Raw genomic sequence first — 15,645 nt, forward strand, 5'->3', positions numbered from 1 at the left:
CGAATGCTATAACGAGCAATCTCATAAACGCTTTGAAAGCGTTCTTTGTTACATGAGAAGTTGGCAAGAGCCAGGTAGAGTATGACCGACAAAAAATTCTTATGCACCACGTGTGACCAAGAACTCCAGATATGGGCCATCCTGAAACTCAATGAGGGATCCGTCCCGCTTATGCGGGAGGAGAATTTTCATATTGAGGACGCTTTGGTCGCTGCGAGGCCATACAATGAATACGACGACGAGCAAAAGCGCTTCGTCGTTTTCAGGGTTGAGCGCCGAAACCTCGCCACGGATATCAGGTTAACGGGCACGTTCTCGCGGAGTAGGCCTCTCCGCGATAGCAAAACTCCACTCCAGACACATGACATCATTCCACCAAACGCGTTGTGCCTGCTTCCAACGGTCTTCGAAGAGAGCTAAGAGGGATGGGAATGACACGCCCCGATGTATTGCCTACGGCTGCGCTTTCTGCCCTGACTGACGTGGCCGAAAGCCTAGCTAGGCATATGCCGATTGATCGTAAAATCGATGGAGTTGACGGGGTCACGCAGCACCGCTACTCGAATTCGCTCATCGAAAACTCGCCTGCACAGTCAGCCGCAGGTCGCATTCTGTAAGAATGCACATATGCTTCGCGGCTTCGGTCTAAATGAATTTAGCGCAGCCCGACGCAGCGGCCGGGCAGCGCAAATGCTTTAGGGCGCTATGGTAGCTCCGCGCATCCACTAGGCGTGAACCCCGCGGCTCCCATACTTCTATAGTCCGTCGCGATATTGACGAGCTGGGACATTGCTTTTGCAAATTGCATAGGAACGATGCCGCTCGTCACGAGCGCAGACCGGAGGCGAATTTTCGCCGGGGCAATGCCTGTCAGTTTGGTCAAAACGCCTGGGTCATTCTTGAAAAAGCTGATGCGATCGAGATGCTTCTGGATTGGCGTCCGCTTGCCGTTTCGCATTCCCGTAGTCGTGTAATCAGCAAGACGTTCACCAACTTCACCAACCGTTCGATCGAGCAGCAGCCGTTTGCACTCAATGATCCAGACATCACCCTCCTTGTTCCAGGCGAGCACGTCTACATCTCCAAGTTCCTTCTTTCCGTGGAACTGTGTCATCAGCTGATCGGGCAGTGCCGTCAGGCCAAGCTCCGTCAATCGCGCCGCAACGGAATGATTGAAGGCATGCCCGCGCTGATCGACGACTTTGCCGATCCATTTTCCGATCTCTTTGGTATCGAATAATTCGGCTCCTAACCTGCCTTCGATAACCTCGAAGTAGCGCCGAACGACTCGTAACAGGAGTACCGAAGAAATCAGGATTTCGGGGTCCTCGCCATCGCTCAACTGAACAAACGGGCGTCGCGTCAGCGACAGCTTCCTGTTCATTCTCCAAGGCTCCCAATCCCGCGGACGGGCGCCTTCCGGCTTTAACTCGTCCCACTGGGCCCTCGGCCTTAAGGTGAGAGATACGTAGGCGCGATCAACGTCGACATCGGTGCCGAGATCAGCCAGCAGTCCACGAAATTCGGTTCTGGTCATCGAGACCAGGATATCACCATTTCCGAGTGCCATTTCCGCCACGCTGTGCGACAGCTCGATGAGCTCCGCTAGCCCCATGCCGAACTCAGCGCGCACCCCCGCGATGAGGTCGGGATCGAGCACCGGAGCTGTGGGGCTCCGCGCGTCAGGCTCGGATTTGTCAAATGAATCCGCGTAGCCTGCGGCCGCATCGCGAAAGGCGCGGTCACCGTGCGCGTGAGTATAGGGCTTATGCAGCTGATCGTAGAAACCCTTATCAAAGAGGAAGCATCCACTCGGTGTGACCCTAAGAGGACCTGTTGCCAAACCGTAGTAGTAGGCATCGCTTTGCGTCGCACAGTCTATCAGTGTGCAGACTTCCGCAAGCAGTTGGTCGAAGTCGATCTCCGTGCAGGAAATGCCGCCTTCGGTCGGGCAGGTACACAACGCCATTTCCGCCATCGCTCGGCTGGCCACTCCGGCCGAAGCCCGCTTCCCCTCCTGCTCATTGTGTGTAGACAGGACATCTCCCTGATCCTTGTGCAGGGCAAGAAGCGCTGCAGCGGTCTGGCCCCACTCGGCTCTATCCCGATCGATAGCCTCATGGTTAACAACCGCTTTCACGACCAGACTTCGTCGATCAATCGTTGCCAGCCGAGCACGGATTCTATCCCAAAGCCGAATCACCGCAGCATGTAGCAGAGATTTGACATTGCCTTGCTCAACAATCCCACGCCCCGTTGCGCCAGCTAGCGTCGCCAGCCCGAGGTCGGACCAGGCCCGGTCTTCGTCTGATTGATAGAGCGGCGTCGGTAGGGGCAACGCCGCCTGGATCATCTGCTCGGGGTCTCCTGCCGGGATCGCATGTGCAAAACGGGCGTCCTTAGTGCCAGCAATCCTTACAGCGAGCTCGTCCGCCCAATCGACTGAGCGAGGCAATCCCGCCAGCTGGCTGGCGCCAAGCGCCATCGCTGCGATGAGATAACGCTCCGCAATGTTCGTCTCGTGGATGTAACCACATAGACTGGCAATCCTTGAATCGATCCTGATCACGCCGCTCGACACTGTCACATTCGGACGCGCGAGCTGATCGGCAGCGATCGGGGCCAGTTGTGACAGGTCTTCAAGATCAGAGAACAGTAATTCCATCGCAACCGGGCCGGCCGGCAGGGTTGTCAGCTCATGCTCTAAAAGAGGCGCCAACCTGAGCAGCCATTTCTGTGCCGCGTCCCAGATGTTCAGGGTCAACGCCCGAATGCCAAACGGTCCGAATTCCTGGTCGATCCACCACGGTCTCTGCTCTGTTTCGACGACAACGCGCAATTTGTCCTGGAGAGCATCCATCGGCGAAACGAAAATGGGGAGTTGACTGACTTCCTTGAAGTACGAGGACGTGGAACGCCTTTGCACCTCGATGAGCGACCGCCCGTCCGGTCCTATAGTGAGATGGTAGTCGCTCTCCGTTCTTATTCGATGACGCGCCAGACCGGCGTAACCACCGTCGAGGGTCGCTATCCCTGACAACGGCAATTCGACGGGCACAACTTCAAAATTGCGTTCCTGCAGATAACCGTAGAGATTGATGAAGCCGTAAGGGTTTTCGATTTGCCAACCGCGCGAGTGAAGCTTCTCCTGTTGCTCCAGGATTTTCCAGATCCGCTTCGCGGTGAAGTCCCCATCCCAGCTCATTCTTAACCCATCGCTCAGCGACAAGTCGACGTGATGCCAACTGGCCGGAGAAGATGCAGCATCTCTAGCAGATCCTCGCCCTACTCCGCCATGGACGAAAAGAGTTAGCCCGTGCCGATAGTTGGGGCGACTTGCAAGTTCGGTTTCAGCGTCGCGAACCGATTCCATCACTCCTTCGCCCACCTCGGATACTCCGAGCAGTCCTGTTTGCAGTGTCTCGGTAAGATCGTCGCCAATGTGCACAATAACAGCATGGCAGCCATCTCCGAATGTCGTCCTAATTAGGGTGGTGCGCGAATTCAGCTGCTCCAGATCGTCATCCGAAATCCGATTGCTGAAGCCAAGATTTGATGCGAAAAATGTCCGAACGTCCTGAAGCTCGACAGCACGGAGCGCGGCCTCGAGGCGCGGCAACGCGTTCTCCGATTGGGCAAACTCCAGAATAAAGCGGCGTGCTGCTGCCCCGATTGCGGTCGGCAAGGCGAGGAGCCAGTCGTTTCCCTGCCTCAGCAATGGGTACCGCTCCAGGACCGAATGCCCGAGCACGTCTGACCCAATGACGTCGCGCTCATTGTCTGCAAGAACAAAGGGGGCGATTTGCCAAGCATGAATACGAAGGTTTTCCAGGTCCTGGACGCTGAACCGCGCGGCCGACCGCGTTGCCTCGGCTGTACCTGGCGAAACGGTGACTTTTTTTCCAGGGCGGGACGCACATTTGCCATAGCGTTTGACACCGGTTCGCTCCGAAACCCCGCGGGCAATTTGGAGAATGGCCATCACGTGGTGATAGGCGGCTTGAGCCCATTCCTCATCGGGCAAACGGAGCAGGGCAGCCAGGAGGTTCTGAAGGTAGTACCCGTTATCAATCCAAGAGCCTTCGAGCAGGACGACGCCGCCTCCCCATGCTGGCACGACGGTGGCAAAAACATCTTCGACAGGATCCTCACCGAGGCCAAGAGGGTCTTGAAGCAGGTCATCATTGAGCCACTCACGGATCTGAGCATCAGACGGGATTTGCGTTCCCCGGCAGAAAGCGACGGCAAGATGGATCAAGGCCTCGATCCGGTACGTGGCAACCTGGTTTTCGGGGATCGTCGACAGACCCGATAGCGTCTGGACGAGGTGGAGGCCGTCGAACTTCACTAGCCGCGCACACAGTTTCGCCTGCCGCGTAGCCAGGGCATTAAGGTGAAGGCCCTCCCCTAATTGGTCATGTAGCTTTCCAGTTAACAATCGCAATCTCGCTCCAGCATTTTTACAACATGATGGGTACCTCAAGTCGATCGTGCTGGTAATGTTAGGCAACTCTTTTTGGGAGGCTGCCAACTTCGTCCCCAGCCTTCTAGGCAACTTGGGGGATTAACCTGCTTCATTTCCTCTAATTATCTGTATTTGCTTGAATATCTTAAAAAAAAAACGGCTGACAATCGGGATTGAGAAAATAGCCGGATCGGCATCGTAATAACTAATTTGGCGGTTTGCGTCTATCCCACGCGACGTATGGTATCACCGTTTGCCTTCAACAGAGACATCAGCATCGGTCCAAGCGAGAATTCCCCACGTTCCGCGCGTTTCGTTAGGTCGCGAAGATAGCCTCCAGCAGAATTTATGAAGTTTGATCGCTCGAGAATGCACGCCATAGCCACTGCGGCATTTTCTGGCCCCATCGCATTGCAGGCCTCCTCATAGGCTGACGGGCTGACACCCAACATCGAGCGGACCACCACGGCCGCAGTCATCAGCTCTCGCCAATGTGCAACGCCGCCCCCCGGCCCATAGTCTCCAATCTGCGGACAAGCTCGAAGAACCATTCCCAGCGGGAACACTTTGATCTGTTCGAGCTTTGCCTTCGTCTCTCCAGGCGTCACACTCGTTGCTTGAGGCTCTTCCGGCACGCTCTCGCCCTGCTCTTTTTCGGAGCTAGGTTCAAATTCATTTATAGATTCGGTATTTGAATTCTGTATGTGGCGGTCATTCGGGATGGCATTGCCGTGCATATTTTTGGTTTCTGATTGCATTTCCAGAAGGTTGAGTGCCTCAGAACGCAAGAGCTCCATCTCATCGAGTGTGGCTTCGACTTGATTTCTGTCCGGATAGCGAGGATGCCGTCCCAGAATTCCAATATACATCATTTCGACATGCTCCCAATTGCCGGGAGCGCCTTCCTCAATCGCAGCTGTTATCAACTTGCGGACATCTCGGCGGCAGATCGTGAGTGCTTCCTTCGCCCGGCGAAAGCGCATACGCTCCGCGGCTACGTCCTGAGCCAGCAAGGCAAGCTCGGTCGCACGCGCAAGCAGCGGGCTCAGATCAAAGCCGTAAGCCTGTTCGATCACCCCAGCTCGATCGCGGTGTGCATAACGTTTTCCGTTTGGACTATCACGACGCTGGATAAGTCCTGCATCGACGAGTGCTCCGAGTTGGCGGCGCAGTGTACTCTCGGTAATCCCGTGAGCGCGAACGGACAGCTGCGCATTGGATGGAAATACAACAAGTCCGTTCTCGCCATCGAGCTGTGGATCAGGGTAGAACGTCAAAAGGGCATCGAGAACGGCAAGCGCTCTGTCTTGCAGGCCAAAGCGTTCCCTCGCTTCGCACACATCGCGAAATACTTTCCACTTTTCGACACGCGTGCCTGGCGTTGAAGCCGCGATCGCCAATTGCCCTTTCACCAAGGCAAGCGTCGCCGGCCGCCGCCCAAAGGGCGTCGTTACATGTCCCGTTTGCATTTTTCTTTCACCTTTCTTCAGGCAAAGGAAATCCGCTCACCAAATCGGTGCCAAGACTCTTGACTGTGATTCCGGGAAATGCGATTCTCAATCCTGCGAGAGATACGAGAGAGGCTTCCACGGTTTACCGTTTGGGGGCCTTTTTCTTTTGCGGTTTATTCTCCGTTGTTTTCCTGCTTCGATCCCCTGTACTCGTCGTACAGGCGGTCCATGTGGGCTGAAAGCCACTCGCTGAAGGGCTTCGCTTCCACATTCGAAAGCTCGATCGCAACCTTCTTTGGTTTGGCGTTCATCACGAAATCCAGTGATGTATCGCTCGACGTCCAAACCTTCCCGGACACAGTGGACTTGGGTTTTTTTGCAGCCGATTTGACCTTGTAGCGCTTCAGGTAGTCATGAAGTTCATCGAACCGCTTGTCCTCTGTCAGCTCAGCGAACTCCGCGGTTCCTGCATGTTCCGTAGCTGCCTTCAAGAGGGCAGGGGCGAGAACCAATTGACGGAGGCTCAGCCACTTGTCACGTCCGATCTTCTTGGATGCTCCAAGCAGCTTGAGGACCGAGGCTGGAACTGCCTCCACAACACCAAGCATCTTTGAGAGCATCGCCTCATCGATCGCGAGCGACGACCGAACCACATCCTTCGTCATTCCGGACGCGAGTAGGTTCTGTGCGAAGTAAGCGCGCTCGATGAACGACAGATTCGAGCGGGCGGAATTTTCTTGCCCTTGGGCGATTGCTGACGTGATGTCGTCCAGTTTCTTGACGACTGCCTTGACCGGAATGCCAAGTTCGTTGGCGACTTTCAGACGGCGGTGACCAAAGACCACCATGAACCGCTGGCTATCTGCCTGACTGGGTCGAACCAGAATGGGCGTTGTCTGGCCGGATGTCTTGATCGCCTGCTTTAGCTCCTGGTACTCCTCGCCATCGTCGGAAAGGCGATCGGCGACAAACGAAACGTCAATCAACCGCGGATCCAGATCCACGATCACCTCGCCTTCCATCAGCTTCTTGGTGTTCTCGGCCAAGTCCTCGATGGAGCGAACGACAGTCTTTGCTGCCCCCGTCATGCCGTACCCAGGCTTTGTCGGTGTCTGGTTAGAAGCGATGGAAGCCATGTCCAGCTTCGCAAAAGGATTTTCACGCGCCATAGCCGGCCTCCAAACTCGCTTTCAACGTCGCCAAGAAATTGATATGACTCATAAATCCCCGCGAAAAAACGGCTGACAAATACGTCATTTCCGCCCCCATGCGCCGTGGATTAGTTCCATGATTTCGCCGTTGGCTGCGTTCAGGCTTTCCATCGCCCGGTCATAGGTAGACCGGACGAAATCACCCCGCTCTACCTCGTATAAGGTCTGCTTCTTTATTGAAGCATCGGAAATTGCCGTCGATTTCAGGACGTGGTTTCGCAACATCTGCTGGGCGAACATGGATTGCATGAATCCGACCATCTGTGCCTGTGGAATGTCCGTCGGCTCGAAGCGAGTTACAAGATAGCGGAACCACTCAACACGCATTTCAGCGCCAGCCTCTGCGACGGGGCCCATAATTCCGCCTAACATCATCAGAAATTGGCTCATCGACATGATGTCCAGCATCTGAGGATGGATCGTAATCAGAATGCCTGTCGAGGCCATGAGCGCCGTTATCGTCAGGTATCCCAGTTGTGGTGGGCAATCGATGACCACGACATCGTACCTGTCGTCCACCTGCTTCAGCGCGTTGAAAATGCGCATATAGAACAGTCGGCCGTCCTCACCCTTCTTGGAGGAGATTGCCAGGGGAACATCATACTCATACTCCTGCAGGACCAGATTTGCAGGAACCACGTCCAGGCCAGGAATGTTCGTTGGCTGGATGACTTCCGCGATCGACCTCCGTTCATCATCGAAACGAAGCGCCTCGTAAAGGGAGGCCGTATCATCGAGTTCAGGTTGGATTCCAAACAGGGAAGTCAGCGATGCCTGCGGATCCAGGTCGACCGCCAGTACGCGATGGCCGGTGAGAGCGAGATATTGAGCAAGGTGCGCGGCGGTCGTCGTCTTCCCGCTCCCGCCCTTGAAATTCACGACCGATACGACCTGCATCGGCTCGCCTTCACGACGACGGGGAACGTAGTATCTCTTATCAGATTTTTTATTGGCCTCCAGATAATCACGAAGCTCGAGCATCTGGTCAGCCGTGTAGTAGCGCCGCCCACTGACCGATTCTATCTCGGGACCCTTACCTTCCGAATGAATCTGTCGAAGATGGCTTTGGGTGACCCCGATGAAGTCAGCGACCTCTCCCAATTGGAACTTGCGCAGTCCCTTGCGAGCATCTGGCGGATACTGTTGGCTGCGCAGCATATGCAACGCGTTTGAGATCTTTGCCCCTTGCTGGGCAATCTCGATATCAAAACGATTAGGCTGCTGATGGCTCATTTTGCAAACTATTTCCCGGGAGGCTGAACTTTCGAAAAAATGGCCCCATAGCCATAATTTTCGCAACTATCTCCCGATTCTCAGATAGCCGCAAGAGAATTAAGGTTAACAAAGGGTTAAGGCAAAATCGACGGGTTGCAGACCCATAGCTTCTTTTCCTTGCGTTTTCACGGATTTAGCTAGGGGGATGGCCCGCCGCGTTCATGGTCCGTTTTACTGTGAATCCTACAATGCGCCCCGCGTTTATGTGGCCGCGCAAGGCCCCCTCGATCACCCCTTATCGCTTTTCCTTGCCGACTCGCGTGAGTGCGACTTGTAGGATCCTACAACTGCCTCTCGATTCAATTCTGTGCTGATTTCGCCGCCACCAACAACGACGGAGAAAGTTCATGCAGGTTCTCGCGTTTTCAGCACCCCGGACGATTCAAGAGGCTCACCTCCTTCACCTCCACTACCAGCTACGTGCGCGGGTTTTTTCCGACCGCCTCGGTTGGGAGGTGGACGTAACGGCGGGGTACGAGTCCGATGGCTTTGACGCGCTTCGACCGACCTATGTTCTCGCCATCGCCGAGACCGGCCAATTGGCTGGGTGCGCGAGACTTCTTCCGGCGCTTGGTCCGACGATGGTAGCCGATGTTTTCCCCTCGCTTCTCCCCGACGGTCAGCTCAACTGTCATGCCGCGATGATCGAGAGTTCCCGGTTCTGCGTCGATACGGCTCTCACGGGGGGGAGGGCGGACGGCTCGGTCCATGAAGCGACGCTCACCATGTTCGCTGGCATCATCGAATGGTGCATGGCGAATGCGTACACTGAGATTGTTACGGTGACCGATCTTCGGTTTGAGCGGATCCTCGCTCGCGTTGGGTGGCAGCTGCATCGTTTAGGCGAACCCAAGAAGATCGGCGTGACGATGGCCGTAGCAGGCACGCTGTCCGCCGACGCAGATACGTTCCTCAGGCTTCGCCCCTCCAACTACCGTTCTGAACTCGCCCCCTGTCAGCCTGGCAGCCTAAGGAGAAATACGTGAACCAGCTTCGCTCTCACCCTCGGCTCGTCCGCAAACTTCAGGATGCGCTCGGCGATCAGCTTTGTGTTGCCCTGGATGACGTGAATGTCGTCGAGATTATGCTCAATCCAGACGGAAAGCTGTTCATCGAACGGCTAGGTCACGGCGTTGCGCCCGCCGGCGAGATGTCATCCGCTGCCGCCGAGATGGTCATTGGTACAGTGGCGCACGCGCTGCAGTCAGAGGTCGACATGGAACAGCCCATCATCTCCGGCGAGCTGCCAATCGGTGGCCATCGCTTTGAGGGACTGTTGCCCCCCGTTGTCACCAAGCCTGCCTTCGCGATTCGTCGCCGGGCATCACGCCTCATTCCGCTCGAAGACTATATTTGCGCCGGCGTGATGACAGAATACCAAGCCGCAACGATCCGCAGTGCCATTTCCACGAGGCTGAACATCATCATTTCCGGGGGAACGGGCTCGGGCAAGACGACGCTTGCGAACGCTGTGATCCGAGAGATCGTCAAATCCGCACCAGACGATCGCCTCGTCATTCTCGAAGACACCGCCGAAATCCAGTGCGCAGCCGAGAACGCCGTTCTCCTCCATACCAGCGATACGATCGACATGGCGCGGCTCCTCAAGAGCACGATGCGGCTGCGCCCCGACAGGATCGTCGTTGGCGAAGTTCGCGACGGCGCGGCCCTGACGTTGCTCAAGGCCTGGAACACCGGCCACCCGGGCGGCGTGGCGACCATCCACTCGAACACCGCCATGTCGGCGCTGCGTCGGCTTGAACAGCTGACGGCCGAGGCAAGCCAGCAGCCGATGCACGAGGTGATCGGAGAGGCGGTCGACCTGGTCATTTCGATCGAGCGGACACCGCGGGGGCGGCTGGTTCGCGACATCATTCAAGTCGAGCGGTTCATCAACGGACAGTATGAGATCGAATCCGATCAGCCCACTGAAGAACAGGAGGCGCGCCATGTCGCGTAAGCATACCCTCATCGCGGCCGCGCTCGCGGCGGCGCCAATCGTTCTTGCCTCTGTCGCGCCGGCGCTCGCCAGTTCCGGCGGCAGCCTCCCATGGGAAGGGCCACTGCAGCAGATTCAGGAATCGATAACCGGCCCGGTCGCGGGTGCGATCGCGCTTGCAGCCGTGGCCATCGCCGGCGGCATGCTCATCTTCGGCGGCGAGCTCAACGATTTCGCGCGGCGACTTGTGTACGTCGTTCTTGTCGCCGGCATCCTGCTCGGCGCCACCAACATTGTCGGCCTGTTCGGTGCGACCGGCGCTTCGATCGGGCTGACCGACGAGCAGATCACGTCAATTGGTTCGAACAGAGGAGGGGAGGGAGATCATGGCTGAGTCCCTGTCCGGCCTGCGGCGTAACCGCATCCATCGCGCGCTCTCTCGCCCGAACCTGCTCATGGGCGCCGACCGGGAGCTGGTCCTGATCACCGGTCTTGCAGCAGTGATCCTGATCTTCGTCGTGCTTACGGCCTATTCGGCGATCTTCGGCGTCACTGTCTGGGTCGTGATCGTCGGGCTGCTCAGGATGATGGCGAAGTCCGACCCACTGATGCGGCAAGTCTATATCAGGCACATTTCCTACAAGCTCTACTACAAGGCAACCACTACGCCGTGGCGACGGTACTGAGGAGGCGGCCATGGTAGCTCTCAAACGCTTCCGGGTGACCGGCCCTTCCTTCGCCGATCTCGTTCCCTATGCCGGCCTGGTCGACAATGGTGTCCTCCTCTTGAAGGACGGAAGCCTGATGGCCGGCTGGTATTTCGCTGGCCCGGACTCCGAAAGCGCGACCGACCTCGAGCGTAACGAGCTGTCGAGGCAGATCAATGCCGTTCTGTCGCGGCTCGGAAGCGGCTGGATGATCCAGGTGGAGGCCATCCGTATTCCAACGGTCGACTATCCATCAGAAGATCGATGCCATTTCCCCGACCCGGTAACCCGCGCAATCGATGCCGAGCGTCGGGCGCATTTCGCGCGCGAGCAGGGGCATTTCGAGAGCAAGCATGCGCTGATCCTGACCCACCGGCCGCTCGAATCCAAAAAGACTGCTCTCAGCAAATACATCTATTCGGATGAGGAAAGCCGGAAAAAATCCTACGCGGACACGGTGCTCTTCGTGTTCAAGAACGCGGTGCGAGAGCTTGAGCAGTATTTGGCCAACACGCTTTCGATCCGGCGAATGGAAACCCGTGAAACGGTCGAAAGGGGAGGCGAGCGAATTGCCCGATACGACGAGCTGCTGCAGTTCGCGCGGTTCTGCACTACCGGGGAAAGCCATCCAATCCGGCTACCCGACGTTCCCATGTATCTCGACTGGATCGCCACCGCGGAGCTTGAGCACGGACTGACGCCAAAGGTCGAAAACCTTTTTCTCGGCGTCGTTGCGATCGACGGTCTGCCGGCCGAGAGCTGGCCCGGTATTCTCAACAGCCTAGACCTGATGCCGCTGACTTATCGGTGGTCATCGCGCTTCATTTTCCTTGATGCCGAGGAGGCCCGGCAAAAGCTCGAACGGACGCGGAAGAAATGGCAGCAGAAGGTCCGGCCGTTCTTTGACCAGATATTCCAGACACAAAGTCGATCCGTCGACCAGGACGCGATGACGATGGTAGTCGAGACTGAGGATGCGATCGCGCAGGCCTCGTCGCAACTGGTTGCCTATGGCTATTACACACCGGTCGTTGTGTTGTTCGACAGCGATCGCGAAGCACTCCAGGAGAAGGCCGAAGCGATCCGGCGGCTGATCCAGGCGGAAGGTTTCGGGGCGCGGATTGAAACGCTCAACGCCACCGACGCCTATCTCGGTAGCTTGCCAGGCAACTGGTATTGCAACATCCGTGAGCCGCTGATCAACACCAGCAATCTCGCCGACTTGATTCCGCTGAACTCGGTCTGGTCCGGAAACCCCGTCGCGCCATGCCCCTTTTACCCACCGAATTCGCCGCCCTTGATGCAGGTTGCGAGCGGCTCGACAGCGTTTCGTCTGAACCTGCACGTCGATGATGTCGGCCACACGCTGATCTTCGGTCCGACCGGTTCTGGCAAGTCGACGTTGCTCGCCCTGATCGCCGCGCAGTTTCGTCGCTACGAAAATGCGCAGATCTTCGCCTTTGACAAAGGCAGTTCACTTCTGCCCCTGACGCTCGCTGCTGGCGGCGATCACTACGAGATCGGCGGGGACAATGCGGAAGAGGGCGGAACATTGGCCCTTTGCCCATTGTCGGAGCTCAAGAGTGACGCCGACCGGGCATGGGCGACGGAATGGATCGAGATGCTGGTCGGCCTGCAGGGCGTCACCATCACCCCCGATCATCGTAACGCCATCTCTCGGCAGATCGGCCTGATGGCGAATGCATCCGGTCGCTCGCTCTCGGATTTCGTCAGCGGCGTGCAGCTGCGCGAGATCAAGGACGCACTGCGTCACTACACCGTCGACGGCCCGATGGGGCAGCTTCTCGATGCGGAAGAGGACGGCCTCACGCTCGGCGCCTTCCAGACCTTCGAGATCGAGCAACTAATGAATATGGGCGAGCGCAATCTCGTGCCAGTGCTGACCTACCTGTTCCGCCGGATCGAGAAGCGTTTGGATGGGTCGCCAAGTCTGATCGTCCTCGACGAGGCGTGGCTCATGCTCAGCCACCCTGTGTTCCGCGACAAGATACGCGAGTGGCTTAAGGTGCTGCGCAAGGCAAATTGCGCCGTCGTTCTTGCGACCCAATCGATCTCGGATGCCGAACGATCCGGGATTATCGACGTGCTGAAGGAATCCTGCCCGACCAAGATTTGCCTTCCGAATGGCGCCGCTCGTGAGTCGGGCACGCGAGAATTCTATGAGCGAATAGGGTTCAACGAGCGTCAGATCGAGATCGTCTCGAGCTCGATCCCCAAACGTGAATACTACGTCGCTACCCCCGACGGCCGGCGGCTCTTCGACATGTCGCTTGGGCCAATCGCACTGAGCTTTGTCGGCGCGTCGGGCAAAGAGGACCTCAAGCGCATCCGCGCACTGAAATCCGAACATGGCCACGAATGGCCGATCCACTGGCTTGAAACGAGAGGAGTTCACGATGCCGCATCGCTACTCAAGTAGATGGCTCGTCTGCTTAACAGCCGCCGCTCTCACGATTGGAGGCTCAGGCACGGTGCAAGCTGGGACAGCCACCGGCGCTGCGACCGAATGGACGCAGCTCGCCAACAATGCGCAGCTTGTCGATCTCATGAAAAGCTCCGGCATCCAGGTCGACAATCAGCTGACGCAGATCAGCCAGCTTGCAGAGCAGATCCAGAACCAGCTGAAGATCTACGAGAACATGTTGCAAAACACCGCGCAGCTTCCTGATCATATCTGGGGGCAGGTCGAAAGCGATCTCAACCAGCTGCGCAGTATCGTCGACCAGGGACAGGGCATCGCCTTTTCCATGGGGAATGCGGACGACGTTCTTCAGCAGCGCTTTCAGAGCTACGCCGATCTCAAGACGAATTTGCCGAGCAACGCAACCTTCTCCTCGACTTACCAGTCCTGGTCGGACACCAACCGTGACACGATCACCAGCTCGCTGAAGGCCGCGAGCCTGACGGCCGACCAGTTCGACAGCGAGGAAGACACGATGTCCTCATTGCGGTCGATGTCCGAGACGGCTGACGGGCAGATGAAGGCTTTGCAGGTCGGGCACGAGATCGCCGCTCAGCAAGTCGCGCAAATGCAGAAGCTTCGCGGCCTCGTCTCCCAACAGATGACAATGATGGGAACATGGCTTCAGACGGAACAGACCGACAAGGACCTGGCGCAGGCGCGGCGGGAAAAGTTCTTCAACGCCGAGGTCAAGAGCGTTCCGGAGGGCCAGAAAATGGAGCCGCGCTGGTGAGCCGCCCCGTCCTGATTGCCTTGCTGTTGGCTGTCGCCGCTGCATCGTCTGCAATGACAGTGCTGATCATCAATTCCCGAAACACAGGAATACCTGCGCTCACCGAGGAGCAGCGCGCCGTCCGGGAAAAATTCTTCGGCTCCGACAAGGAGCTGCCGCCGATCAAGGAAGGCCAGGAGATGCGCCCGAGATGGTAAAGGTGACTGTTGCGCGTTCTTTCCTGATTACAGGTCTCTTTTCCCTCGCCTATGCTGTTCCCGCATTCGCGCAGGAGGGACAGGTCCTCACGGAACTGGAAAACCAGGTCTCGTCTGCTGCGAGGGGGTGGGAGACCACCATCATGGAGGCGGCGAAATCCTTATTCTGGATTCTCGCAACGATCGAGATCGGCATTGCGGCCGTCTGGCTGGCGATCCAGTCAGCCTCGCTGGACAGCTGGTTCGCCGAACTGGTGCGGCGGATTATGTTCATCGGGTTCTTCGCATTCGTTCTGACCCAAGGTCCGACCTTTGCGCGAGCGGTGGTTGACAGTCTTTTCCAGATTGGCGCCGGCGCTGGTTCAGCGTCGCCCGCGGAAGTGTTCGATGCAGGCATCCGCGTTGCCTCGCAGATGTCGGAGCAGGCACAGTTCGGGGTGTTCGAAGACAATGCGCTTGCGATCGCGGCGGTGCTGGCGATGGGCATCGTCGTTATCTGCTTCTCGCTTGTCGCAGCGATCTTCGTGTCGGTCATGGTCGAGATGTATGTCGGCCTGCTCGCCGGCATGATCATGCTCGGGCTGGGTGGTTCGTCCTTCACGAAAGACTTTGCTGTTCGCTACCTCGTCTATGCCTTCGGCGTCGGCATGAAGCTCATGGCCTTGGTGATGATCGCCAAGATCGGATCGAACGTCCTGCTTGGCCTTGCGCAAGCTCCGACTGCCTCATCGGACCAGTTCGTTACGACCTTGGCGATCGCCGGTATTTCCGTCGTAGTCTTCATCATCGCCATGTATGTCCCGAACATCATCCAGGGCGTTGTCCAGGGCGCATCGGTGTCCGGAGGAATGGAAGCGATCCGCCACGGCGGGCAGGCGGCGTCTTTCGCCGCAGGCGCTGGCTTCCTCGCCGCCGGCGCCGCCGGCGCAGGCTTTGCGGCCGCGCAAGCCGCACGAGCTGCTGGTTCATCCGTTGCAGGTGCCGCTCTTCGCGGCATGGGCGCGAGCTTCAGTTCCGGCGCGCAAGCAGCCGGATCAGCCGCGAAGGAAAAGGCAATCGGCTCTCCGGGCGCTTATGCCGGGTCCATTCTCGGACTGGCCAATGCGAAGCTCGATGAACAGCGCGGCGGTCATAGCGGACCGAAGCCTCCTCCCGAACGCAACGACAAACCGTAATCGAGACAAG

13 protein-coding genes are annotated in these 15,645 nt (G+C 57.5%); 9 read left to right on the forward strand and 4 right to left on the reverse strand.

From position 1 onward, the window contains the following. Positions 1–81 precede the first annotated feature (81 nt). Positions 82–420, forward strand: a complete 339-nt coding sequence (locus tag BN1800_RS30435) for a hypothetical protein (RefSeq protein WP_087002804.1) — start codon at positions 82–84, stop codon at positions 418–420. A gap of 283 nt (positions 421–703) precedes the next feature. Here the strand turns inward: BN1800_RS30435 and BN1800_RS30440 are convergent, their stop codons facing one another. The 4 genes from BN1800_RS30440 to repA form a co-directional block, all read right to left on the reverse strand. After that, complete coding sequence (locus BN1800_RS30440) at positions 704–4,348, reverse strand: hypothetical protein (protein WP_143534165.1); 3,645 nt, start codon at positions 4,346–4,348, stop codon at positions 704–706. Positions 4,349–4,689: 341 nt separating this feature from the next. Next, positions 4,690–5,934: a plasmid replication protein RepC gene (repC, locus tag BN1800_RS30445; protein WP_087002808.1), complete on the reverse strand. Its 1,245-nt coding sequence runs from the start codon at positions 5,932–5,934 to the stop codon at positions 4,690–4,692. 155 nt (positions 5,935–6,089) lie between these two features. Continuing rightward, positions 6,090–7,085, reverse strand: a complete 996-nt coding sequence (gene repB, locus BN1800_RS30450; protein WP_087002810.1) for a plasmid partitioning protein RepB — start codon at positions 7,083–7,085, stop codon at positions 6,090–6,092. Between the two features lie 84 nt (positions 7,086–7,169). Beyond that, positions 7,170–8,360, reverse strand: coding sequence for a plasmid partitioning protein RepA (gene repA, locus BN1800_RS30455; RefSeq protein WP_087002812.1), 1,191 nt, complete (start codon positions 8,358–8,360; stop codon positions 7,170–7,172). 389 nt (positions 8,361–8,749) lie between these two features. On the opposite strand from repA, the gene traI reads away from it, so the two are divergent. From traI to trbL, 8 genes are read left to right on the forward strand one after another with little or no spacing between them, the layout of a single operon-like run. Then, on the forward strand, positions 8,750–9,388 hold the full coding sequence (gene traI, locus BN1800_RS30460) for an acyl-homoserine-lactone synthase (protein WP_087002814.1): 639 nt from the start codon (positions 8,750–8,752) through the stop codon (positions 9,386–9,388). Then, positions 9,385–10,362 (forward strand): P-type conjugative transfer ATPase TrbB, encoded by a 978-nt coding sequence (gene trbB / locus BN1800_RS30465; protein WP_087002816.1) that lies wholly within the window; start codon positions 9,385–9,387, stop codon positions 10,360–10,362. Before traI ends, trbB begins: the two co-directional genes overlap by 4 nt. Continuing rightward, a complete protein-coding gene (locus tag BN1800_RS30470; RefSeq protein ID WP_087002818.1) occupies positions 10,352–10,735 on the forward strand; it encodes a TrbC/VirB2 family protein in 384 nt (127 codons plus the stop codon). The genes trbB and BN1800_RS30470 overlap by 11 nt, the downstream gene beginning before the upstream one ends. After that, positions 10,728–11,027 carry a conjugal transfer protein TrbD gene (locus tag BN1800_RS30475; RefSeq protein ID WP_087002820.1) on the forward strand — a complete coding sequence of 100 codons (300 nt, stop codon included), beginning with the start codon at positions 10,728–10,730 and terminating at the stop codon, positions 11,025–11,027. Before BN1800_RS30470 ends, BN1800_RS30475 begins: the two co-directional genes overlap by 8 nt. Before the next feature lie 10 nt (positions 11,028–11,037). Continuing rightward, positions 11,038–13,488, forward strand: coding sequence for a conjugal transfer protein TrbE (locus BN1800_RS30480; protein ID WP_087002821.1), 2,451 nt, complete (start codon positions 11,038–11,040; stop codon positions 13,486–13,488). Next, positions 13,466–14,263 carry a P-type conjugative transfer protein TrbJ gene (trbJ, locus tag BN1800_RS30485; RefSeq protein ID WP_087002824.1) on the forward strand — a complete coding sequence of 266 codons (798 nt, stop codon included), beginning with the start codon at positions 13,466–13,468 and terminating at the stop codon, positions 14,261–14,263. Before BN1800_RS30480 ends, trbJ begins: the two co-directional genes overlap by 23 nt. Next, positions 14,260–14,460 (forward strand): entry exclusion protein TrbK, encoded by a 201-nt coding sequence (trbK, locus tag BN1800_RS30490; protein ID WP_087002826.1) that lies wholly within the window; start codon positions 14,260–14,262, stop codon positions 14,458–14,460. Before trbJ ends, trbK begins: the two co-directional genes overlap by 4 nt. After that, positions 14,454–15,635, forward strand: a complete 1,182-nt coding sequence (gene trbL / locus BN1800_RS30495) for a P-type conjugative transfer protein TrbL (RefSeq protein ID WP_087002828.1) — start codon at positions 14,454–14,456, stop codon at positions 15,633–15,635. Before trbK ends, trbL begins: the two co-directional genes overlap by 7 nt. Positions 15,636–15,645: the final 10 nt, after the last annotated feature.

Source organism: Rhizobium sullae, assembly GCF_900169785.1.
Lineage (GTDB): Bacteria > Pseudomonadota > Alphaproteobacteria > Rhizobiales > Rhizobiaceae > Rhizobium > Rhizobium sullae.